Consider the following 21,794-nt stretch of genomic DNA (forward strand, 5'->3'; position numbering starts at 1 on the left):
CGCTTATTCCTGTCATCAGGCCATCCAACTGGTCTCGCAGTGAGGCCCTCTGATGTCGCACTGTGACATCAGAGTACTTGACCGATTAGGTCACAATGTTTCCTTACTCAGGGCTGAACGAACCCGTTCAGCTTTTCTTAGTTTTGGGTTTGTTCTCGAGGTCAGTCCGGACTACCAACACATCGCAAGGTGCGTTGCGGATGACATACTCGGATACTGAGCCTATGAAAAGTCTCTCGATGGCATTAAGACCAGTCGCTCCAATCATAATTAGATCCACACCGTGTTCGGCAGGCAAATCTTTTGCGATGATCGCTTTTGGAGAACCATATTCGATGACTGTTTGAACATCTGTAATGCCTTCATTCGTAGCATAGATTTTGTATTCTTCCATCAACGTTTTGGATTGACGGACAATCTCATCTGTAAAGCTACCCTCGAAACCTGTAGGGGTCTGTATGGCTCTTGTGTCGATAATATGAGTGATGATGATGGCTGCTTTATTCCGTTTGGCTACTTCCACTGCCTTACGGAAAGATAATTCTGATTCTCTGGATCCGTCAACCGGTATCAAAATCTTCTTATACTCTTGAAACATATTAACCACTCCTCTAAACTAGTATCGCTTACAAGTTTATTTTACTTCACTTTCCTTAAAAATGAAAGCGCATGCGATTTTTTTCGGTAATTTATTGATCAGTGGCTTTGATCTTTCATCATGCCGGCCAAGCGGATGCTGAAGAGTGCTGTATACCCTGAGGAGATCAGCACGGCAAATACATAAAGCAGGGTACTCCTGAAAAAAATCGTCAGGAGGCAGAGAAATCCGATCAACATGTACAGAGCTCCGCCATTACGGAAAAAGAGCCAGATCTGCTGGCGTTGTTGTTCCGTGATCCGGTCCGGAGCCAATACGAAAACAGTGGGGCCTTTCAACGTCATGAAAAGGCCGGTCGAAACCAGCAGTAATGAAAAAAGGGCAATCAACAATTCTAACAATATGCATCCTCCTTAAAGGAATTGTGGGATAAGAGCTCAAGTAGTACTTTTACGTGCTTTTAAATCTGCAAAAAAAGCTGCTCAATGAGCAGCTCCAAAAGTATAAAACTTTATTAGAAATCCGATGGTGCCGGTGAGTATATTCTACTAGTTTTGAACCCGCATATAAGCAGGTGGGCTCCAATATCCAGTCTCTAACTACCAAATGATAAGGCGTGTTATCCACCGAAATAAACAGGATCCCAAGGTAGTAATAAATTGTTCGGTCAACACATTGAGAATATGTCGAACACCTCAGAAATCTATATACGTATAGTAGCATACTAATCAATTGTTGGCAAGCAAAACACATGGAACTGAGTCCGGAAACATAATGGCGACAATGGGTTAAACGCTACCAACAAATCATCAAGAATCTTTGTTGAAGCGGTGCTGCAATTGGTTGGCCAAGGCTTGCTCGTATTTGCCCGTTGCAGCCGGCTCGTAGTAGCGTCTACTCTTCAGCGAGTCTGGTAAATACTGTTGTTTGACCCAGTGGTCCGGGAAATCGTGCGGATATTGATAACCGATGCCGCGGCCTAACTTATTTGCCCCGCTATAATGGGCATCACGCAAGCTATCCGGTATGTCGCCGGACTTTCCGGCGCGCACATCCGCCAGTGCGCTATCCAAGGCAAGATAAGCCGAATTGGATTTCGGGGAAAGGGCCAGATCAACGACAGCATTTGCCAGGGGAATCCGAGCTTCCGGCAAACCTAACTTTTCTGCAGCCTGAACGGCCAAAACGGTCCGAGCCACAGCTTGAGGATTGCCTAGGCCGATATCTTCGTAGGCGCAGACCATCAGTCGTCTGCAGGCGATCAGCAATTCGCCGGCTTCCAACAGCCTGGCAAGATAATGCATGGCTGCATCGACATCACTGCCACGGATCGATTTTTGGAATGCCGAGATGACATCATAATGAGCATCGCCATTCTTATCGTGAACCAGGGCTTTCTTTTGGATGCACTCCTCAGCGATGTCCAAGGTGATATGGATCGTTCCGTCCGCATCAGGTTTAGTGGATAAGGCAGCCAACTCCAAAGCATTCAGCGAACCGCGGACGTCTCCCATCGTACTCCTGGCGAAATGGAGCAAGGCGTCTTCCTCGATCAGGATCTTTTCTTTTCCCAATCCGCGCTTTTCATCCGCAATGGCACGTTCCAGTGCCTGTATGACGTCTTGAGTAGTAAGGGGCTTCAATTCAAAAATTTGGGTCCGGCTCCGGATAGCAGGACTGATGCTGATATATGGGTTTTCGGTGGTGGCGCCGATCAGAATGACCTGGCCGCTTTCAAGGTGCGGCAAGAGAAAATCCTGCTTGGGTTTATCCAACCGATGCACCTCATCCAACAAGAGGATGACCTGGCCGGAAAATTTGGCTTCTTCCACGACGATCTGCAAGTCTTTTTTTGTGTCGGTTGCGGCGTTCAACTGACGGAAAGCCGAATGGGTCGATCCGGCGATGGCGCTCGCAATGCTGGTTTTACCGATTCCCGGTGGGCCATACAATATCATGGAAGAAAGCATCTTCGCATCGACCATGCGACGGATGATTTTATTTTCGCCGACCAGATGACTTTGACCGATGACTTCGTCAATGTGGACGGGACGCATACGGTATGCTAAAGGTTGTTTCATGATTCTCCGCTCCTTTTTCTCTACCCATTATATGCCATCTGATAAAAAAGAACAAACATTCGCCCGATTGTTTTTTGAAGAATTCTGAAAATTGATTGAAAAGAAAGACAGGCAACATCTTTACTATTTACAAGCAGAAAAGCTATAATGAATACATTGAAAATTGGAAGCAGAAAGTGAGCGTACATAATGACGGATTTCAAAGAGATTATTCTAACACACAAATTATCGGCATTATTTTCGAAAGCCTCTTTTGGAATCGAAAAAGAAAGCCAAAGGATAACGGACGAAGGCACAATCGCCAAAACTAATCATCCGACAATATTCGGGAATCGCAGTTTCCATCCGTACATACAGACTGATTTCGCGGAGAGTCAACCGGAATTGATCACTCCACCGATGCAATCGATCGAAGAAATGCATGAATGGCTGATGGCTATCCATGACGTTGTTCTGCGGTCTTTACCCGAAGGTGAATACCTGTTGCCTTGCAGTATACCACCTGCTATGCCGGCAAGTGAAGAAATTAAGGTAGCCAAATTGGACAATGAGAGTGATATCGCTTATCGGGAATATCTAGTATCAGTGTACGGAAACAAGAAGCAGATGGTCAGTGGCATTCATTTCAATTTCGAATTGAATCCTGTACTTATCAAAGAGCTTCATCAGCTTTCCGGTTCCGTCAGGACGCTTAGGGAGTTCCAATCGGATGTATACTTGAAGATGGCTCATAATTTTATTCGTTACCAATGGATCATGACCTACCTTCTGGGCGGATCGATATCAGCTGACCGTTCGTACTTTGAAAAAGAATCACAGCATGATCTGCCGTTGGATCAGTATACAAGAAGTATCCGCAGCAGCAAGTACGGATATGTCAATAAAGCGGACGTGCATGTTTCTTTTGAATCGATTGATGCCTATGTGCAGGATATCGAAAAAATGGTGACAACCGGTAAGCTTATTGCCGAAAAAGAATTTTATTCCACTGTCCGTTTCAGGGGGGCCAACAAAGCGCGTGATTTGCTGACGAACGGAATCGCCTATCTCGAATTCAGGCTGTTCGATCTGAACCCATTTGCTGAGTTTGGCATGCATAAAGAGGATATGTACTTCATCCATTATTTCTTGCTCTATTTATTGTGGATCGATCAGGATGCCAGTGAGGCAGAGATGCAGCTCGGTAAAGAAATGAATTACAGCACTGCTTTGGAGAATCCTTTGCAGCCATCCGCATTCCAAGCGGAAGGACTATCCGTCCTGGAAGGTATGCTGCAGATGCTGGAAGCGATCGATGCAGAAGAGAAAATCAGCGCAATCGTCAAAGAAAAAATCGAAGCATTCCAAAATCCGGAGAAAACAGTGGCGGGCCAGATGGTCAAGGCATTGGAAGCGGGAGAGGACAAAACGGCTTGGGCCGCTTCCTTGGCCAAGAAGTACAAAGAGGCTGCCTGGAAACGTCCATATGCTTTGAGGGGATTTGAGGACATGGAACTCTCCACGCAAATCCTGATGTTCGATGCCATCCAAAAAGGTTTGAAAATCAACATGCTTGACCGTTATGACCAATTCATCTCGCTGACTTACAAGGACCATCGCGAATACGTGAAGAATGGCAATATGACGGCAAAGGACAGCTATATCGGTCCGCTCATTATGGAAAACAAAGTCGTCACCAAAAAAATATTGGCGGAGAACGGATTCGTGGTGCCGGACAGCGGCGAGTATCATTCTGCGGCAGCAGCTCTCCGTGATTATTCCATCTTTGCCGGGAAAGGCATCGTCGTCAAACCAAAGACCACGAACTACGGGTTAGGGATTTCCATTTTCAAGGACGGCGCATCCTTTGAGGGTTATGAAAAAGCCATCCATATGGCATTTGAAGAAGACGAAGATGTGCTCGTGGAAGATTACTTGTCCGGCACCGAGTACCGTTTCTTTGTCATCGGAAACGAAACGAAGGCTGTATTGCTGCGCGTACCCGCCAATGTGGTGGGCGACGGCAGCCAAACAATCCGCCAATTGGTCGAGGAAAAGAACAAAGACAGCTTGCGCGGCAAAAATCATCGTACACCGTTAGCATTGATCGGGACCGGGGAACTCGAGAAGTTGACGATCCAAGGCCAAGGGTATACTTTCGACAGCATTCCGCCCGCAGGAGTGACTGTCCGGTTGAGGGACAATTCGAACATCAGTACCGGTGGGGATTCGATTGATGTCACGGATCAGATGAACGACAGCTATAAAAAACTGGCCGTGCAGATGGCAGCCGCACTGGGTGTTGCGGTCTGTGGAGTGGATATCATCATCCCGGATCATTCGGTTCCGGCCACGCAAGCGGAGCCAAATTATGGGGTGATCGAGGCGAACTTCAACCCGGCCATGCTGATCCATATTTATCCGTACAAAGGGAAAAGTCGCCGTTTGACGATGGAAATCCTGCGATTATTGTTCCCGGAAATGCACCTGGAGGAAGAGTAGGGGGAACTGTATGAAAAAGTCATTTCTGAGAATTGCCTTCTACATTTCAGTTTCCGTCATTATGGCGTACGGATATCTGATTGCGAAGGGATTCAACAATTGGGGGAATCTGTTGTCATTTGATCCCCTCCTTATCCCGATACTGTCGGCAGGTTTGTTCCTATCCGTCTATGTGCACCTCCTCCTCCATGAAGGGGGACATTTTCTGTTCGGAAAGTTGAGCGGTTACCGGTTGGTGAGTTTTCAAGTCAGACATTTTAAGTACAGCCAAGCGGATCATAGACTGCATCATATTCAAACTACCTCGCCTTTGTTGGCGGGCCAATGCTTGATGGCGCCGCCGAAAGGGGACTATGCGGAATTACCGTACCGCGGTTATCTTCTGGGTGGGATTTTGGCGAATGCTTTGACGGGGGCGGCCCTCTACAGCTCGGCTTATCTGATGGAGCTGAAGGTCGGCTCCCTGTTCGTTTTGTTCAGCTTTGTGCCTGTCTGGATGGCTTTAGCGAATCTGCTGCCGAAAGGGCAGAACGATGGAGCCGTGCTGAGGGAAGCAAGCCGATCTTTGCAGGCGCGCAAGCTCCTGTTCCGGCAATTGGAAATGGCGCAGCTGATCGAAGAAAAAGTCCCTTTTGCGGATTTGCCGGATGCCTATTTCGCATGTTTAAGGGATACGCAGTATCAAAAAAGCTTCCTGGTGGATTACTTCTACATGGTCGCTTATGTCCGCGCTTTGGGGGAATTGGATTTTGAAGAAGCCGATAACTTGCTGTTGACATTTTCAGCCAACCGTCCGGTCAAAGAATCGGTCTATTGGCCGATTTATCTGATGGAATCGTTGTTTTGCGATGCGTTGTTCGGACGGATCGGAACCGCAGAAGAAAAATACGTCCAAATACAAACCCAGCCTTTGTTGAAAAGGTACTGGAATGCAAACAACAGGATAAGGGCGGCCTATGCGTTTTTCTGTCTTATCGATCTTGAGGCAACGAAGAAAATATTGGGACATGGTCCAGCAGAGGCTGAAGACTCCAATAAGGAATTGGACAACAATATCGAACTGCGCCTGTACCGATGGCTGAACAGTTATTTTGAACAGTAGAAAGACAAGTGAAAGAAAGAAGGTAACAAATTGATTTATTTCGACCATGCCGCTACCACACCAGTGAGACCAGAAGTTGTCGCGGTCATTCAGGATTCGCTTATCGAAGATTACGGGAATCCTTCCAGCACTTATGCGTTGGGGCGACAAACAAGACAGCATATCGACCAAGCCCGCAGAATTTTTGCGGCGTCAATCAAAGCGGATCCGGCTGATATCATCATCACAAGCTGCGGCTCCGAATCCAACAATACCGCAATCATACCGACTGCATTGGCTCTGAAGGGAAAAGGCAAACACCTGATCACTTCTGCGGCGGAACACCACGCAGTCCTGCATCCGATGCATTATCTGGAAACGCTAGGATTTGAGGTGACCTATCTGCCGGTGGATGAAACCGGCAAAGTAACCGTACAGTCTGTGGTTGATGCGATCCGGGAGGATACGATCCTTGTCTCATTGATGTACGCCAACAACGAGGTGGGCAGCATCAATCCGATTGCCGAAATCGGTGCGCTATTGGCTGGGAAGAACATCCTTTTCCATACCGATGCCGTCCAAGCGTACGGCAGCGAGCAGATTGATGTCCTGCAGCAGCATATCGATCTGTTGTCCGTTTCCGCACATAAGATCAATGGTCCCAAAGGAATCGGATTTCTATACCGCAAAAATAGCCTGCATCTGCCTAATTTCATCCATGGCGGCAGCCAAGAGAACGACCACCGCGGCGGCACGGAAAACACGCCTTACATCAGGGGATTTGCCAAAGCCGTCGCACTGATGGAAGCGGAACGCAAAGAGAGCAACCGCAAAAAGCGTGAATTGGGCGCTTATTTCCTGAACGGACTTGAAAAGAGTGGTGTCCCATTCGAATGCAACGGTGTCTACCCGGAAGGGGTTCCGCACATCTTGAACATCTGGCTGCCCGGCATGCGTTCTGACAAAATGCTGATCCAGTGCGATCTCAAAGGAATCATGCTGGCGGCCGGATCCGCCTGTACAGCCGGCAGCCTTGAACCGAGTCACGTATTGGCAGCGATGTACGGTAAGGGGAATCCGCGCGCAACGGAGTCCTTGCGCATTTCGTTCGGACCGGCTAACACAACCGACGAAGTGGACACCTTGATCGCATTGCTGCAAAGCATCCACAATAAGCAATACAAGAACGGCTGAACAAAGAAAAAAAGTATGTTATGATAGAGAAAACGTTATCTTGGAGGACTGCATATGGCATTCGAAAAAAATGTATCTTTAAAGGGGTCCGGCAAAACCTTTCAATTGAATGAACAGGTGAAGCGCTACACTTTACGCGACAATGGCTTTGAAGAAACCAAAAACGGTAATTTCCAGCTGGTCCGCGATTTGGACAGCAGCGTGCTGCATAAGCGAGGCATCAAAGTGAAAATTGTCGTCGCTGCCGATCTGAAGACATTCAAAGTTTCCACCACGACGAGCAACGGATTGCAGACAGTGGATGTCTACGGCAAGGAAACCATGTCGGCTGCGAAAGAACAGTTGGAATATATTTTGGACAGCTTGGTCGAAAACGGCGTCCTGACCGAAGCGGCGGAGTGAGCCAAAAATATCGGCGACAGATGAAAAGAACGGACCGGTTCTGTGAGAGTTGTTTAAATTCTTACGGCCGGTTTTTTTGTCACAAAATAAAAAGTGCAGTCCGCTTGGATACATGTACACAAAAAAACATGATGCACACTATAAGTGCATTAATATAATTATATAAACCGCCATTTTTTTCATTCCATTTTCTATGAAATATGATATACTTATTCAGAATCGCACAAACAATTCGGGAGATGAAGAAAGTGGAACAAAAATATCAAGGCGCAGCCATGACTACTGTTGATAAAAGCGCCCTAAAGAAGTCAAATTTATTTGAGACTTCGCAAGTAAAATATTTCATCAGATGTATGCTTGCCGGTATGTTTTTGACGTTGGGTACATCAATCGCTGTTATGGTCGCTGAAAAAGCAGAACATATGCTGCCAGGTAGCGGGAAATTTTTCTATTCATTCATGTTTGCATGGTCTTTGGTCATGATCAATTACATGAACACAGAATTGGGTACATCCAATATGATGTACATGACGGCAGCTGTTTACCGCAAGGTGTTGGCACCAAAAAGAGCTTTAGCAATTTTATTCGCTTGTATCCTTTTCAACCTAATCGGAGGCGCAGTCGCTTCATTCGTCATGTCATTCACGAATATTTTCCAAGATTTGCCGGCTGAGCACTTCCTGTTCCATGCAGTTGAAGGCAAATTGCTCAAAACACCTGTTCAGATGGTAGCAGAAGGTATCTTCGCGAACGTCATCGTGAATACGACTGTATTTGTGAGCGCCCATATGAAGGATGACGCGGGCAAGCTTTATTCGACCATTTTCATCATCTTCATCTTTGCCTTCTTAGGCTTTGAGCACGTTATCGCCAACTTCTCTTCCTTCAGCCTTGCGTTCTTCGCATTCGGCGGCGCTTTGCCAGGGATGACGGTCGGCAGCGTACTGACGAACTGGTTCTTCGCTATGATCGGGAATTACATCGGCGGCGGATTGATCATCGGTTTGCTTTACTCTTGGATGAACAAAGGTTCTGAAGTTTACGTAGACTAAAGACTATGGAAGCCCAACTGGGTACCTCTAAAAACGAGAAGGATCCGCAAGGACGGATCCTTCTCGTTTTTTCTTCTGCGGATAAAATACAGTCCGAATCAAATTATGTTCGTTTTTTGGGGGAGGATGCTTGCCCCAACGGATGATAAGCCTTAGGGATGGTTGACAAAAACGAAGATTATCTGTATTGTTTTATTGTTATTTGTTGATGGAAATAAAGCCTGCTGGCCGGCTGTGGCAAGCGGCTGATAGATAAAACGGAATGGAATCAGGGAGGATTTTTTATGAAATTGCTTGAAGAGCGCATATTGAAGGATGGCATTGTGTTGGGGGACAACGTGTTGAAGGTGGACAATTTCTTGAACCATCAGATCGACCCGGTATTGATGCAACAAATGGGAGATGAATTTGCAAGGTATTTTGCCGACAAAAAAATCACCAAGATTCTGACGGTGGAGACATCCGGCATCGTGCCTGCGGTATTCACAGGTTTGGCGTTGGGAGTGAAAGTTGTTTTTGCAAGAAAGCAAAAGAGTCTGACGATGAAAGACAATCTGTATTCGGCCACTGTCTATTCCTTCACAAAGGATGTAACAAACGAAATCACAATCTCCAAAAACTATTTGGATGCGGAAGACAATGTGCTGATCATCGACGACTTTTTGGCGAACGGACAGGCAACCAACGGTTTGATGGAGATCTGTAACCAAGCCGGAGCGGAGATCGCCGGTGTCGGTATCGTCATCGAAAAATCATTCCAAAAAGGCAGAAAAATTCTGGAAGAACAAGGCATGGATGTCTATTCATTGGCGCGAATCAAATCCTTTGAAAACGGAACGGTGCAGTTCATAGAAGAATAGCAAGTCAGGAAGACAGATAATCTCTGTCTTTTTTTTCATTTTCAAGCACGGGATTTTGCCCATCATGGATCTTTCGATTTAGCTTCAATATCTCCACAAAGCTTTTTGGAATTGTGGTAAAATGTTAAATATACATGAGATTATGAGCGTTATCTTAATGAGGAGGTTCAATAATGAGAATTGAAACACAATGTTTACACGAAGGGTATCATCCAGGGAACGGTGAGCCAAGTGCGCTTCCCATTTACCAAAGCACGACATTCAGATATGACTCAACGGAACATATCGGGAAATTATTCGATTTGACGGCTGCCGGACACATGTATTCGCGCATCTCCAATCCGACGGTTGCAGCCGTAGAAGAAAAAATTGCGGCGATGGAGGGTGGCGTAGGGGCTTTGTGCACAACATCCGGGCAAGCAGCCACCATGATCAGCTTGATGAACATCCTGAAGGAAGGCGACCATTTCATCAGCACCGCCTCCATTTATGGCGGAACCATCAATCTCTTTGCCGTAACCTTGAAGCGATTCGGAATCGAATGCACCTTTGTCGATCAAGAACTGCCTGAGGAAGAAATCCAAAAAATGTTCAAACCGAACACAAAGGCTGTATTCGGAGAAACCATCGCAAACCCCGCCTTGTCCGTCCTGGATATCGAAAAATGGGCAGCGATCGCGCACAAAAACAACGTGCCTTTGATCGTGGACAACACGTTCCCGACGCCGTACCTTTGCAGGCCGTTCGAGTTTGGAGCCGACATCGTGGTCCATTCCACCTCGAAATACATGGATGGCCACGCTGTGCAGATGGGCGGGGTCATTGTCGACAGCGGCAATTTTGACTGGAAGAACGGCAATTTCCCTGAATTCACCGAACCGGATGAATCGTACCACGGCATCGTCTATACGGACAGCTTCGAGAAAGCTGCGTATATCACAAAAGCACGGGTACAGATGATGAGGGACATGGGTGCGTACCCAACTGCCAACGCCGCCTTCTTGCTGAATCTGGGGCTTGAAACGCTGCCTGTAAGAATGGACAGACACTGCAGCAACGCCTTGAAAGTTGCTGAATATTTCAAAAAATCCGAAAAAGTCGAATTTGTGAACTATCCGGGCTTAGAAGGAGACAAGTACCACGAATTGGCAAAAAAATATCTGCCGCTCGGAACGTGCGGCGTCATTTCGCTTTCGATCGAAGGCAGCAGAGAGAATGCCATCAAATTCATGGACAGTCTGAAGCTGGCGTCCAATGAAGTCCATGTGGCCGACATCCGGACTTGCGTGCTCCATCCGGCAAGTTCAACCCACAGACAGCTGACCGATGAACAATTGGCGGCAGCAGGCATCACACCTGGCCTGATTCGCTTTTCGGTAGGGCTTGAAAACGTGGATGATATCATCGAAGACATCGAGCAAGCTTTGGCAACCCTGAATTTGGATGCAAAACCTTATACAGTCTGATCGACAGTCTCCCTGAAAATGAAGCAGAATTCCTTCCAAGGTGTTCTGCTTTGTTTTCTTTGTTGCGAAAGATTTTTTTGCAACGCATATAATTTCAGAAGATCGGATGTGACGGAATGGCGTACAACAACAAGACAGCGCTCATCAAATGGATCGCGATCCTCACCATGACGATTGACCACATCGGCTATTATCTGTTCCCTTCATTACTTTTTCTGCGTGTCGTCGGACGCATCGCCTTCCCCTGTTTTTTGTATACAACCGTGAAAGGGGTAAGGGAGACGCGTGACTTCCGCAAATATCTGCTGCGTTTGGTGCTGACCGGCGTCATCAGCATGCCAATAACCGCACAAACAGGGAATGTCTTCAATATCCTGTTCACTTTGGCTCTTTTTGCCTTATCGATCAAAGACTACCGGTTCATCTTGCCGGCAATCTTTTTAGCCCAATTTACGGAATATGGCTTATACGGCTTTTTGATGGGCTGGACAATTTATGTGCTGGCTGAAAAACAGGTCGGAGCGGGAATTGTTTTATTTTTATTGGTGAATGCTCTGCAATTCCCATCATTGCAGGGGTTCGCTGCCTTGGCGTTCATTCCGTTGCTTCTGCCGGTCACTTTCCCAGTCAGACCGTTGCCAAAATGGGCCGGGTATGCCTACTATCCCATCCATCAAGTTGTACTGATATTTATCGCTAGGCTGATGTGACAGTCAGCTTGTTTACGGATAGGCAAGAAAGCTTGAAATATGCGCCAGGATGGTGTAAACTGTTTCTTTGTATCGGATGTTACTTATATAATGTAAGAAGTGAGAAAATACACAAATCAAGTAAGGGTGTGATAGGCATGCAAGACAATTCAAAAATACGCGTGGTGGTCGGAATGAGCGGTGGTGTTGACTCTTCTGTCACAGCATTGCTTTTGAAGGAACAAGGTTACGACGTCATCGGCATTTTCATGAAGAATTGGGATGATACGGATGAATTCGGATGCTGTACGGCAACGGAAGATTACAAGGATGTTCAGGCTGTCGCACAACAGATCGGCATTCCTTATTATTCCGTCAATTTCGAAAAGGAATACTGGGATAAGGTCTTCCAATATTTCCTGGACGAATATAAGAAGGGCCGGACGCCGAATCCGGATGTCATGTGCAACAAGGAAATCAAATTCAAAGCTTTCTTGGATTATGCGATGGAACTGGGTGCGGATTATGTCGCAACAGGGCACTATGCGCAAGTCGTCCGTGATGAAGACGGCACCGCTCATCTGCTCAGAGGCGTGGACGACAACAAGGACCAAACCTATTTCCTGAATCAGCTATCACAAGAGCAACTATCCAAAACGATGTTTCCGCTGGGCGGAATCAAAAAGCCGGAAGTGCGCCGCATTGCTGAAGAAGCAGGCTTGGCGACAGCGAAGAAAAAAGATTCTACAGGCATCTGTTTCATCGGCGAGAAGAATTTCAAAGAATTCTTGACGAATTTTCTGCCGGCAATTCCGGGGAAAATGGTCACATTGAGCGGCGATGTGATGGGTGAGCATGCGGGATTGATGTATTATACAATCGGGCAAAGAAAAGGTCTGGGAATTGGCGGGGGCGGAGAATCCGATGATCCATGGTTTGTTATCGGCAAGGATCTGGCGACCAACACGCTCTATGTGGGCCAAGGTTACCATCATGAGAATCTGTATGCGGACAGCCTTGATGCGACCGATATCCATTTCACATCCGAAGGCAAGAAGCCATCCGTCTTCACGTGTACGGCTAAATTCCGCTACCGCCAACAAGACACGGCAGTCACTGTCTATCTGAACGAAGACCAAACGACCGCTCGTGTAGAATTTGCGGAACCGGTCCGTGCCATCACACCTGGCCAAGCTGTTGTGTTTTACGATGGGATGGAATGCTTAGGTGGGGGCACAATCGACAAGGCATATCAAGCCGACCGTGTCCTGCAGTATATTTAGAGGAAAAGAATAAGCGAGAGGCCGGTTTTTTCTCCGGCCTCTCTTTAATTTGGCCGCGAATTGTGGTATCGTTCTTAAGGAATCTTATAACAAATCTGAATAGTCAAAAAAGGGAGGGGATCATCCGGATGGATACAGAACAAGGCTATATCGTCGGAGAAATCAAAGCGATTTTCTTTGAAAACGCGAGTAATTTCTACAAAGTCATGCTGATTTCAGTCAACGAATCGAATCTCCCGCAAAAGCAGGATGAAATTGTTGTGACGGGAAGCTTCGGGCAGATAACCGAAGATACAGCTTACCGCTTTTTCGGTGAGGTCGTGGAGCACCCAAGATACGGTGTCCAATTCCAAGCCACTTCCTATCAGCAGGAAAAACCCACCTCCAAGAACGGCTTGATTGCATTCTTGTCAGGGGAACGTTTCCCAGGCATCGGTAAACGGACAGCTGAAAAAATCGTCGAGACTTTTGGCGAGGAAGCGGTCGACGTCATCCTTGATGACCCGGAAGCGCTGAAAAGCATCAGCGGCATGACGCCCAAAAAAAGGGAAATGATGCGCGATGTACTGATGCAGACGCAAGGAACCGAGAAGATCCTGATCGCATTGGGTAACTATGGCTTCTCCAATAATCAGGCAGCGAATATCTTTCATTTCTACCGCACTGAAACGCTGACTGTCCTAAATGAAAATCCTTACCGACTGCTCGAGGATATCGAAGGCATCGGCTTCAAGAAAGCCGATCAGCTGGCGGAGGAGTTGAACTTCGCTCCGGATCACAGCAGCCGTCTGAAAGGTGGCCTGATAGCGACGCTGCAGGAACTTTGCCTGTCAAACGGAGATACCTATGTCGATGGGACCGTCTTGCTTGAGCGAACAATCCACTTGCTTGAACAAAGCCGGCGCTTCATTATCGAAGATGCACCAGTAATCGAAGCGTTGATGGAAATGGTCATGGACATGAAAGTGGTCGAGGATCATAGCCGCTTTGCCATCCCGTCCCTTTATTTCGCCGAAGAAGGCATCGCATCATCGATCGACAGACTGCTGAAACGGAAAACAAAAATTGCTTATCCGGGAGTGAATTTGGATCTGGAAATCGAGAATCTGCAATCCAATCTGCAGATCCGCTATGGGGCCTCCCAAATCGAAGCGATAAAAGCAGCTTTGCTTTCACCGTTCTTCATCCTGACAGGTGGACCCGGTACTGGTAAAACGACCGTTCTCAAAGGGATCGTGCGCATGTTCTCCGAATTGAACGATCTGCCGGAAGACCCTAAGGATTACAAAGACGGACTTTTCCCGATTTTGCTTGCCGCTCCGACCGGCCGTGCCGCAAAAAGGATGCAGGAGACGACAGGTCTGCCCGGCAGCACGATCCATCGCTTGCTGGGTTTGACGGGCCAGGAAAAGGAATCCGAAGAACTTTATACGCAAGAGTTGGAAGGCAAGCTGTTGATCATCGACGAAGTTTCGATGGTGGATACGTGGCTGATGCATCGACTCTTGAAATCCGTTCCGCCTGGTATGCAAGTGCTGTTTGTGGGGGATAAGGATCAATTGCCTTCAGTCGGTCCAGGCCAGGTGTTGTTCGATCTTCTGAACTGCAAAGCGTTACCGCAGGTCGAGCTGAATGAGATATTCAGGCAATCCGGCGATTCATCGATCATCCCGTTGGCGCACGAAATCAAGAACGGCATTCTCCCGCGCGATTTCCGCAACAATCAAGCGGACCGCTCGTTTCTGCCTTGCCAAACGCATCAGATCGAGCCGGTGATCCGGCAAGTCGTCGAAAAGGCGAAGTCAAAAGGGTTCACTGCAAAGGATATCCAGATTCTGGCGCCGATGTACAAAGGAGCTGCCGGCATTGATGCCATCAATACGATGATGCAGGAGATCTTCAATCCAAAAGGGAACAAGAAAAGACGGGAAGTCGCTTTTTTTGATGTCGTCTATCGGGTAGGCGACAAGGTGCTTCAGTTGGTGAACCAACCGGAAAATAATGTCTTTAATGGGGATATGGGTGAAATCACTGCCATCCAATTCGCCAAGGAAACGGAAGAGAAGGTCGACCAGATCACGATCCTGTTCGATACCGTGGAAGTCACTTACAATCGAAACAATTGGAATAAGTTTGTTTTGGCTTACTGTTGTTCCATCCATAAATCGCAGGGCAGCGAATTTACGATGGTCATTCTGCCGATGGTGAAACAGTACGGGCGGATGCTGCGCCGCAATCTGCTTTACACAGCCATCACCAGGAGCAAAAGCAAATTGATTTTGTGCGGGGATTATGAAGCTTTCGAAACGGCAGTCGTAAGCACTGGCGATATCCGGAAAACGATGCTGCATGAAAAACTGGAGCGCAACCTGAACAATGACAAGGTCTTCACTGCGGAAGAGTCTGCAAAGGACAAGGAAGCGAAGGCGCTCGGTACCGGGATTGAAGTTGCTGAAACGATCACCGAAACAACTGTAGAACCCGCAACCCAAAAGCCAGAAAAGAATGCGTCCCCAAATATATTACCCGTCTACCAATTGACGATCGAACAGATCTCCAACGGGAGCATCGATCCGATGATCGGCATGGGAGATGTAAGGCCGGAAACTTTCATGAGTGAAAAATAATCCGGGAAAAGTCCTCAGACAATGAATAATTTGTCTGCGGACTTTTCAGCTGTCAGAAAATCAATCAGCGCAGAATGCTCCGATCAAAGTCGCATCAAAATTCGGTAGGCTCAGCAAAAGAAATAAGCTACTCGCCGGATCAATATTCTGCTATACTGACAGTAAAGCATGTTACTGGTTTTCCAATACAGCTACAAGAAGAGAGTGGTATAATGGAACTATTTGATCAATTGATGAATCCGAACTGGAAGAACATTCCGATGGAGCACAAGCTTGTTTTGGCCAGCAGTGTCGTCCGTTATTTTGTGAACCCCCTGTTGCCTGTCGCGAATATCCAGCCGGTGTATTATCAAATGGGCGGAATCAAGACCGAGACATTTACAGTGGACATCAACGGAGCGGCGTTTGTTTTTGTGCCTGGGCACAAGGAGGCAGTCCTCGGATGGGACAGCGGAATCAATGGCCTGGACCCGTTGGATATCAGCTCCGACAGGAAAGAGATGTACCTTGCCATCGAAAATTGTCTTAAGCTTTCGGTTCAAGGCGCTGAGTTTCTGCATGACGATCATTGGATGAAGAAGAAAATCGGACCAATTCATAATTTGGAAGAATTGGAAGATTTGGTCAACAGTCAAATGTCTCAACTCCGGACAACAGAAATTCCGCCTTTATTGGTGGAAGTCAGTCCGAATTATGTGGGCATGACGAAAGTCGGGGATTATGCAGTCATAAATGGGAAATTTGAAGGCCAGAGCGATTGGTTCAGTATACACGAAAAGGACATTCATCAAGCTTTGATGCCGAGCGCAACTGGATCTTCGGTATTTGCGGATTTTCCGGCGCATCTGGTTCAAAATGACTCCTTCTTCCTGAGACAGAACGAAGATTTAGATTCATACACAGTTTTCGCGCCTTGCCAGACTACCTATGCAGAGATACGCAAGCAATTGGAGAAGGATGGCATGGGACTTTTATCCAGCAATGAGTGGGAATATTGCTGCGGGGCATCGACCCGCAGGCTTTTCCGTTGGGGCAATCAGTTGCATCGCAACCTGTTTGAACCGGAAGACAGTCATCTCTACAAAAAGAACATGTTTGGTCTGGAAATTGCGAACATGGGTTGGGGCCCGGAACTTGTCGAAGACGGGTTGTTGGTAAAGGGTGGTTGGATATCCATCCAAGCCGAGAATATATTGGAGAAACTCCTGCCGTATGCTACTTATTATGAAAACCATGCGGATGCTTTAAACGAGAAGCAGCAAGAGCCTTTGGCACCCGGATATTACTGTGCAAGACGTTCCATCCGCATAGAAATGTAACCTGTTCCGCTTTTCTGAAGAACAGCTTGCATGCGGCTGTAATTTTGGTTATACTAGTTTTTGATTGAAGCAGAGGATATACAAATGGATAACAAAAGAGAGTTTCCGCTTGGTGAAAGGAAACGCATCCGTTTATGCTCCCTTTGCGTGAATTATAGTAGAAATACTATCGCTTCCAGCGTTAACGGATCCGAGAGGTAGTGAATGATCAAAACATTTCATTGCAAACAAGGTGGTACCGCGTGATTCGTCCTTGTATGCAGTGGGATGTTTTTTATTTTTGTTCACTCAAAAAAAATAATGAAGAGAAAAGGAAGGTAACAATGAAAAATCTGACAAGCAGTGACATCCGTCAAATGTATCTTGATTTTTGGGCAACAAAAGGGTCGAAAGTGGAACCGAGTGCTTCGCTGATACCGGTCAACGACCCTACGCTATTATGGATCAACTCAGGAGTAGCGACATTGAAAAAGTATTTTGATGGCACATTGATTCCTGAAAATCCGCGCATCACCAATGCCCAAAAGAGCATCCGTACAAACGACATCGAAAATGTCGGGGTGACCGCAAGACACCATACTTTATTTGAAATGTTGGGGAATTTCTCGATCGGGGACTACTTCAAAGAAGAAGCAATCCCTTGGGCTTGGGAATTCCTGACTGACGAAAAATGGTTGGCGTTCGATCCAGAACTGCTTTATGTCACTTACTATCCTGAAGACACAGATACGAAACGCATTTGGCAGGAAAAAGTCGGTTTGCCGGAAGATCATATCGTTCCGATCGCGGACAATTTTTGGGATATCGGGGCAGGACCATGCGGACCGGATACGGAAATTTTCTACGACCGCGGACCATCCTTCCAGGATTTGCCTGACGGGGATCCTGAAATGTATCCGGGCGGAGAAAATGAACGCTACCTTGAAATCTGGAACCTTGTGTTCTCTGAATTCAACCACAAACCGGACGGCACCTATGAGCCGTTACCGCACAAGAACGTCGATACGGGGATGGGTCTGGAGCGCGTCACGAGCGTAGTCCAAAACACACCAACCAACTTTGAAACGGATCTGTTCATGCCAATCATAAAAAAAATCGAGACGTTGAGCGACGGCAAGAAGTACGGCGAAAACAAAACATTGGATATCTCTTTCAAAGTCATCGCCGATCATGTCCGCGCCGTCAGTTTTGCGATCGGGGACCGTGCCTTGCCGTCCAATGAAGGCCGTGGCTACATTTTGCGTCGTTTGATCCGCCGCTCGGTCATGCATGGGCAAAAATTGGGCATCGAAAAATTGTTCCTGAACGAATTGGTTCCGGTTGTGGCAGATGTTATGGAATCCTATTATCCAGAAGTAAAAGCGGACCAGGATTTCATCATCAAAGTCATCACAAATGAAGAGCAACGTTTCCAGGAAACGATCCACGAAGGGATGGACATCCTGAACAGCGTCTTTGAAGAGATGAACGAAAAGGGCGAAACAGCCGTAAATGGCAAGAACGCCTTCAAACTGTATGACACATACGGCTTCCCGTTGGAACTGACGAGCGAATATGCTGAAGAAAAAGGCTTCACAGTTGATACAGAAGGATTTAACCAAGAGATGCAGGAGCAACGGAACCGCGCCCGTGCAGCAAGACAAGTGGAAGACTCCTTCTCTGTGCAATCTCCGGTATGGGCTGAAGTGTTGGTTCCAAGCACGTTTTCCGGATATGCACAAACAAAAATTTCGTCCGAGCTTTCAGTGATGGTTGTGGATGACGAAATCGTCGAAAAAGCAGCTGCAGACGATCGCGTTCAGATCATTTTCCGTGAAACGCCTTTCTATGCAGAAATGGGTGGTCAAGTTGCGGATAAAGGAACGATCGAAACCGAAACGGGTGAAGTGATCGCAGAAATCGAAGATGTCAAACGCGCTCCAAATGGGCAAACGATGCACATCGCGCGTGTCCTGACGGAAATCCATTCGAACGAAACCTATGTCCTGCACGTGGATGAAGCCCGCAGAAGAAACATCACGAAAAATCATACAGCGACGCATTTGTTGCACCAAGCTCTGAAGGATGTTTTGGGCAATCATGCCAACCAAGCTGGATCGTTGGTGAATCCGAACCAACTTCGTTTTGACTTTACGCATTTCGGCCAAGTAACTGCAGAAGAGTTGGTGCGGATGGAAGAAATCGTGAATGAAAAAATTTGGGAGAGTCTGCCAGTCGTTACTGTCGAAACAACCATCGATAAGGCAAAAGAAATGGGTGCCATGGCTTTGTTCGGCGAGAAATACGGTAAAGAAGTCCGAGTAGTCGATGTCGGAGGCTATTCAGTCGAACTTTGCGGAGGAGTCCATGTTCAAAATTCACAGGATATCGGCGTCTTCAAGATTTTGTCCGAATCCGGAATCGGTGCGGGCGTTCGACGTATCGAAGCAGTGACCGGACAGGCAGCTTATCAGTATTTCCGTACAAAAGAAGCTGAGTTGAGCGAAGCGGCGCACCTTCTGAAGGCTCAACAAACAAAAGAAGTGGCCGGTAAAATCAATCAGCTTAAGCAGGAAATGAAGGAAATGCAAGGCGAAAATGAGTCTTTGAAAGCCAAAATCATGAATGCCGAAGCCAAAGACCTCTTTGAGAACGTGGAGACCGTCAACGGTGTCACGTACATTACCTATGAAACAAAGAATCAAGATATGAATGCCTTGCGTCAATTGGCTGACCAATGGCGTCAAAAGGCTGTCTCTGATCTTTTCGTGGCAGCTTCAGCTACAGACGGCAAAGTCAATATGCTGGCTGCAGTTTCCAAAGGCAAGTTGGAACAAGGCCTGAAAGCCGGCGATCTGATCAAGACGCTCGCTCCGTTTGCTGGAGGCAAAGGCGGCGGACGCCCGGATATGGCACAAGCAGGCGGCAATAACCCAGCAGGCATCCCGGATGCGCTGAAACACGTTGCAGTCTGGATCGCTGACAATACCAAATAAGCATCCTTTCCTAGGGGGCGGCATCCACATATGGATGCTGCCCCCTTTTTGGACATATAGGAATTTATAATTTTTTTCAACTGAGAAGTGCATCACCGTAGGTGTTTCACAAGTTTGCAACATGTTTCATGCATCTAAACTGATGTCCAGCTTCACGGGTTAGCCCTTCGGAAATTAGATAAATCTGTCCTATTGCGCTCTTCGATGCTCAGTCGGACAGATTTCCTAAATTTCTTTCAGGGCTGAACGAACCCGTTCAGCTTTTCTTACACAATCTGTCTGCAACAAAATGCGGAATATACTGACAGGAGGGGGAGCAGAAAGGTCATGAAGCCGATCTGAGGAATGACAACGGCATTTCTTTGTTGTAGTTTTTTGTGATTTCTTGTAAAATGGTAAATATACTAAAGAAAACTGGGGTGTCGCTATGAGTTCGAAAGATGAAACGATGTTGTTCAATTTTGATGACAATCTTAAAAAGAATGTACAAGAGACATTAGCCCTTGTTTATGACGCATTGGAAGAAAAAGGATACAACCCTATCAACCAGATTGTGGGATATCTGCTTTCTGGAGATCCGGCTTATATCCCGCGTCATAACGATGCCAGAAACCTGATCCGTCGTCACGAACGTGATGAAATAATGGAAGAATTAGTAAAAAGCTATCTTTCTGGAACAGGCAGAGTCATCCAATGAGGCTTATGGGCTTGGATGTCGGATCCAAAACGGTAGGAGTGGCTATCAGTGATCCGATGGGATGGACGGCGCAAGGGATAGAAATCGTCAAAATCGATGAAGCTAATGGAGAGTTTGGCCTTGCTCGTATTGCCGAATTGGTTAAGCAGTACGAAGTCGAGAAGTTTGTGCTCGGCTTGCCGAAGAATATGGATAACAGCATCGGGTTTCGGGCGGAAGCTTCCATTGCCTACGGAAAGTTGCTTGAAAAAGAGTTAGGCTTACCCGTCGATTACGTTGATGAGAGATTGACTACTGTCCAAGCAGAAAAAATGTTGATCAATGAAGGAAACGTTTCCCGAAAAAAAAGGAAAAAAGTAATTGACAAACTTGCTGCTGTCATTCTTTTGCAGAATTATCTGGACAGCCAGTAAAGAGAGTGGTTTTTTTGACCTTTTTGCGTTACAATATCCTTTGTTTGAATGAAAAAACAATACTTAGATAAAGAGGTGCATACCATGACTGACCATAATCACGATCACGATCATGACCATAATCACGACCACGACCATGACCACGAGCACATCACTATCGTGGATGAGAACGGAAATGAAGAGTTATTCGAAATCTTATTCACTTTCGAATCAGAAGATTTCGGAAAGTCCTATGTTCTGGTTTACCCTGCAGGAACTCCTGAAGGGGAAGAAATCGAGTTGCAAGCCTATTCTTATGTTGAGACAGAAGATGGCGGAGAAGGCAATTTGGAACCAATCGAATCGGATGCAGAATGGGATATGATCGAAGAAGTCCTGAACACATTTATGGAAGACGAAGATCTTCAATAATAATGTAAGTGACTTGTAAGGAAAACAAGGAAGGATCGGGACAAATGATATTGTCTGGATCCTTTTTTTGTTGCGGGATCGCTTTTTTGAATTTTTGGAATCCGAATGGACACGAACTGAAAATCTGATGAGAAACCTGTCCAAGATGTTCCGGATGTCTATGCA

Annotated in this window: 18 protein-coding genes and 1 other RNA gene; 15 read left to right on the plus strand and 4 right to left on the minus strand. The window is 46.8% G+C overall.

Annotated elements, in window-relative coordinates; genetic code table 11:
- Positions 1–127 precede the first annotated feature (127 nt).
- From BMZ71_RS06825 to BMZ71_RS06840, 4 genes are all read right to left on the minus strand, one after another.
- Positions 128–598: a universal stress protein gene (locus BMZ71_RS06825; RefSeq protein ID WP_068560133.1), complete on the minus strand. Its 471-nt coding sequence runs from the start codon at positions 596–598 to the stop codon at positions 128–130.
- A gap of 98 nt (positions 599–696) precedes the next feature.
- Complete coding sequence (locus tag BMZ71_RS06830; protein ID WP_068560135.1) at positions 697–999, minus strand: hypothetical protein; 303 nt, start codon at positions 997–999, stop codon at positions 697–699.
- Positions 1,000–1,113: 114 nt separating this feature from the next.
- Positions 1,114–1,303, minus strand: a non-coding RNA gene (gene ssrS, locus BMZ71_RS06835) — 6S RNA.
- Between the two features lie 104 nt (positions 1,304–1,407).
- Positions 1,408–2,679 (minus strand): replication-associated recombination protein A, encoded by a 1,272-nt coding sequence (locus tag BMZ71_RS06840; protein WP_068560137.1) that lies wholly within the window; start codon positions 2,677–2,679, stop codon positions 1,408–1,410.
- A gap of 189 nt (positions 2,680–2,868) precedes the next feature.
- Between BMZ71_RS06840 and gshAB the strand changes: the two genes are divergently transcribed.
- The 15 genes from gshAB to BMZ71_RS06915 all read left to right on the plus strand — a co-directional run bounded on the left by gshAB (position 2,869) and on the right by BMZ71_RS06915 (position 21,629).
- Complete coding sequence (gene gshAB, locus BMZ71_RS06845; protein WP_086988562.1) at positions 2,869–5,160, plus strand: bifunctional glutamate--cysteine ligase GshA/glutathione synthetase GshB; 2,292 nt, start codon at positions 2,869–2,871, stop codon at positions 5,158–5,160.
- Positions 5,161–5,170: 10 nt separating this feature from the next.
- Positions 5,171–6,262, plus strand: a complete 1,092-nt coding sequence (locus BMZ71_RS06850) for a hypothetical protein (RefSeq protein WP_086988563.1) — start codon at positions 5,171–5,173, stop codon at positions 6,260–6,262.
- 30 nt (positions 6,263–6,292) lie between these two features.
- Positions 6,293–7,435 carry a cysteine desulfurase family protein gene (locus BMZ71_RS06855; protein WP_086988564.1) on the plus strand — a complete coding sequence of 381 codons (1,143 nt, stop codon included), beginning with the start codon at positions 6,293–6,295 and terminating at the stop codon, positions 7,433–7,435.
- 54 nt (positions 7,436–7,489) lie between these two features.
- A complete protein-coding gene (locus BMZ71_RS06860; protein ID WP_086988565.1) occupies positions 7,490–7,837 on the plus strand; it encodes a cysteine desulfurase in 348 nt (115 codons plus the stop codon).
- 275 nt (positions 7,838–8,112) lie between these two features.
- On the plus strand, positions 8,113–8,889 hold the full coding sequence (locus tag BMZ71_RS06865; RefSeq protein ID WP_086988600.1) for a formate/nitrite transporter family protein: 777 nt from the start codon (positions 8,113–8,115) through the stop codon (positions 8,887–8,889).
- A gap of 284 nt (positions 8,890–9,173) precedes the next feature.
- Complete coding sequence (locus BMZ71_RS06870) at positions 9,174–9,749, plus strand: xanthine phosphoribosyltransferase (RefSeq protein ID WP_086988566.1); 576 nt, start codon at positions 9,174–9,176, stop codon at positions 9,747–9,749.
- A gap of 173 nt (positions 9,750–9,922) precedes the next feature.
- Positions 9,923–11,215, plus strand: a complete 1,293-nt coding sequence (locus tag BMZ71_RS06875; protein WP_086988567.1) for an O-acetylhomoserine aminocarboxypropyltransferase/cysteine synthase family protein — start codon at positions 9,923–9,925, stop codon at positions 11,213–11,215.
- 116 nt (positions 11,216–11,331) lie between these two features.
- Positions 11,332–11,925, plus strand: a complete 594-nt coding sequence (locus BMZ71_RS06880) for a TraX family protein (RefSeq protein WP_086988568.1) — start codon at positions 11,332–11,334, stop codon at positions 11,923–11,925.
- A 137-nt stretch (positions 11,926–12,062) separates the two neighbouring features.
- Positions 12,063–13,187 carry a tRNA 2-thiouridine(34) synthase MnmA gene (gene mnmA, locus BMZ71_RS06885; protein ID WP_086988569.1) on the plus strand — a complete coding sequence of 375 codons (1,125 nt, stop codon included), beginning with the start codon at positions 12,063–12,065 and terminating at the stop codon, positions 13,185–13,187.
- Positions 13,188–13,315: 128 nt separating this feature from the next.
- Entirely contained in the window at positions 13,316–15,814 is a 2,499-nt protein-coding gene (gene recD2 / locus BMZ71_RS06890) for an SF1B family DNA helicase RecD2 (RefSeq protein ID WP_086988570.1), read from the plus strand.
- A gap of 212 nt (positions 15,815–16,026) precedes the next feature.
- Positions 16,027–17,133 carry a DUF7278 family profilin-like fold-containing protein gene (locus tag BMZ71_RS06895; RefSeq protein WP_068560165.1) on the plus strand — a complete coding sequence of 369 codons (1,107 nt, stop codon included), beginning with the start codon at positions 16,027–16,029 and terminating at the stop codon, positions 17,131–17,133.
- A 323-nt stretch (positions 17,134–17,456) separates the two neighbouring features.
- Positions 17,457–20,108, plus strand: coding sequence for an alanine--tRNA ligase (gene alaS / locus BMZ71_RS06900; RefSeq protein ID WP_086988571.1), 2,652 nt, complete (start codon positions 17,457–17,459; stop codon positions 20,106–20,108).
- Between the two features lie 427 nt (positions 20,109–20,535).
- The gene (locus tag BMZ71_RS06905) at positions 20,536–20,805 is read left to right on the plus strand and encodes an IreB family regulatory phosphoprotein (protein ID WP_068560171.1); all 270 of its coding nucleotides are present in this window, start codon (positions 20,536–20,538) and stop codon (positions 20,803–20,805) included.
- Entirely contained in the window at positions 20,802–21,218 is a 417-nt protein-coding gene (gene ruvX, locus BMZ71_RS06910) for a Holliday junction resolvase RuvX (RefSeq protein WP_068560174.1), read from the plus strand. The genes BMZ71_RS06905 and ruvX overlap by 4 nt, the downstream gene beginning before the upstream one ends.
- A gap of 84 nt (positions 21,219–21,302) precedes the next feature.
- Positions 21,303–21,629: a DUF1292 domain-containing protein gene (locus BMZ71_RS06915; protein ID WP_068560177.1), complete on the plus strand. Its 327-nt coding sequence runs from the start codon at positions 21,303–21,305 to the stop codon at positions 21,627–21,629.
- Positions 21,630–21,794 lie beyond the last annotated feature (165 nt).

The organism is Trichococcus flocculiformis, assembly GCF_900113645.1.
GTDB classification, from domain to species: Bacteria; Bacillota; Bacilli; order Lactobacillales; family Aerococcaceae; genus Trichococcus; species Trichococcus flocculiformis.

Coding starts and splice junctions, on each gene's coding strand:
- BMZ71_RS06825 (WP_068560133.1), bottom strand. CDS start 598: ATGTTTCAAGAGTATAAGAAGATTTTGATACCGGTTGACGGATCCAGA.
- BMZ71_RS06840 (WP_068560137.1), bottom strand. CDS start 2,679: ATGAAACAACCTTTAGCATACCGTATGCGTCCCGTCCACATTGACGAA.
- gshAB (WP_086988562.1), top strand. CDS start 2,869: ATGACGGATTTCAAAGAGATTATTCTAACACACAAATTATCGGCATTA.
- BMZ71_RS06850 (WP_086988563.1), top strand. CDS start 5,171: ATGAAAAAGTCATTTCTGAGAATTGCCTTCTACATTTCAGTTTCCGTC.
- BMZ71_RS06860 (WP_086988565.1), top strand. CDS start 7,490: ATGGCATTCGAAAAAAATGTATCTTTAAAGGGGTCCGGCAAAACCTTT.
- BMZ71_RS06865 (WP_086988600.1), top strand. CDS start 8,113: ATGACTACTGTTGATAAAAGCGCCCTAAAGAAGTCAAATTTATTTGAG.
- BMZ71_RS06870 (WP_086988566.1), top strand. CDS start 9,174: ATGAAATTGCTTGAAGAGCGCATATTGAAGGATGGCATTGTGTTGGGG.
- BMZ71_RS06875 (WP_086988567.1), top strand. CDS start 9,923: ATGAGAATTGAAACACAATGTTTACACGAAGGGTATCATCCAGGGAAC.
- BMZ71_RS06880 (WP_086988568.1), top strand. CDS start 11,332: ATGGCGTACAACAACAAGACAGCGCTCATCAAATGGATCGCGATCCTC.
- mnmA (WP_086988569.1), top strand. CDS start 12,063: ATGCAAGACAATTCAAAAATACGCGTGGTGGTCGGAATGAGCGGTGGT.
- recD2 (WP_086988570.1), top strand. CDS start 13,316: ATGGATACAGAACAAGGCTATATCGTCGGAGAAATCAAAGCGATTTTC.
- BMZ71_RS06895 (WP_068560165.1), top strand. CDS start 16,027: ATGGAACTATTTGATCAATTGATGAATCCGAACTGGAAGAACATTCCG.
- alaS (WP_086988571.1), top strand. CDS start 17,457: ATGAAAAATCTGACAAGCAGTGACATCCGTCAAATGTATCTTGATTTT.
- BMZ71_RS06905 (WP_068560171.1), top strand. CDS start 20,536: ATGAGTTCGAAAGATGAAACGATGTTGTTCAATTTTGATGACAATCTT.
- ruvX (WP_068560174.1), top strand. CDS start 20,802: ATGAGGCTTATGGGCTTGGATGTCGGATCCAAAACGGTAGGAGTGGCT.
- BMZ71_RS06915 (WP_068560177.1), top strand. CDS start 21,303: ATGACTGACCATAATCACGATCACGATCATGACCATAATCACGACCAC.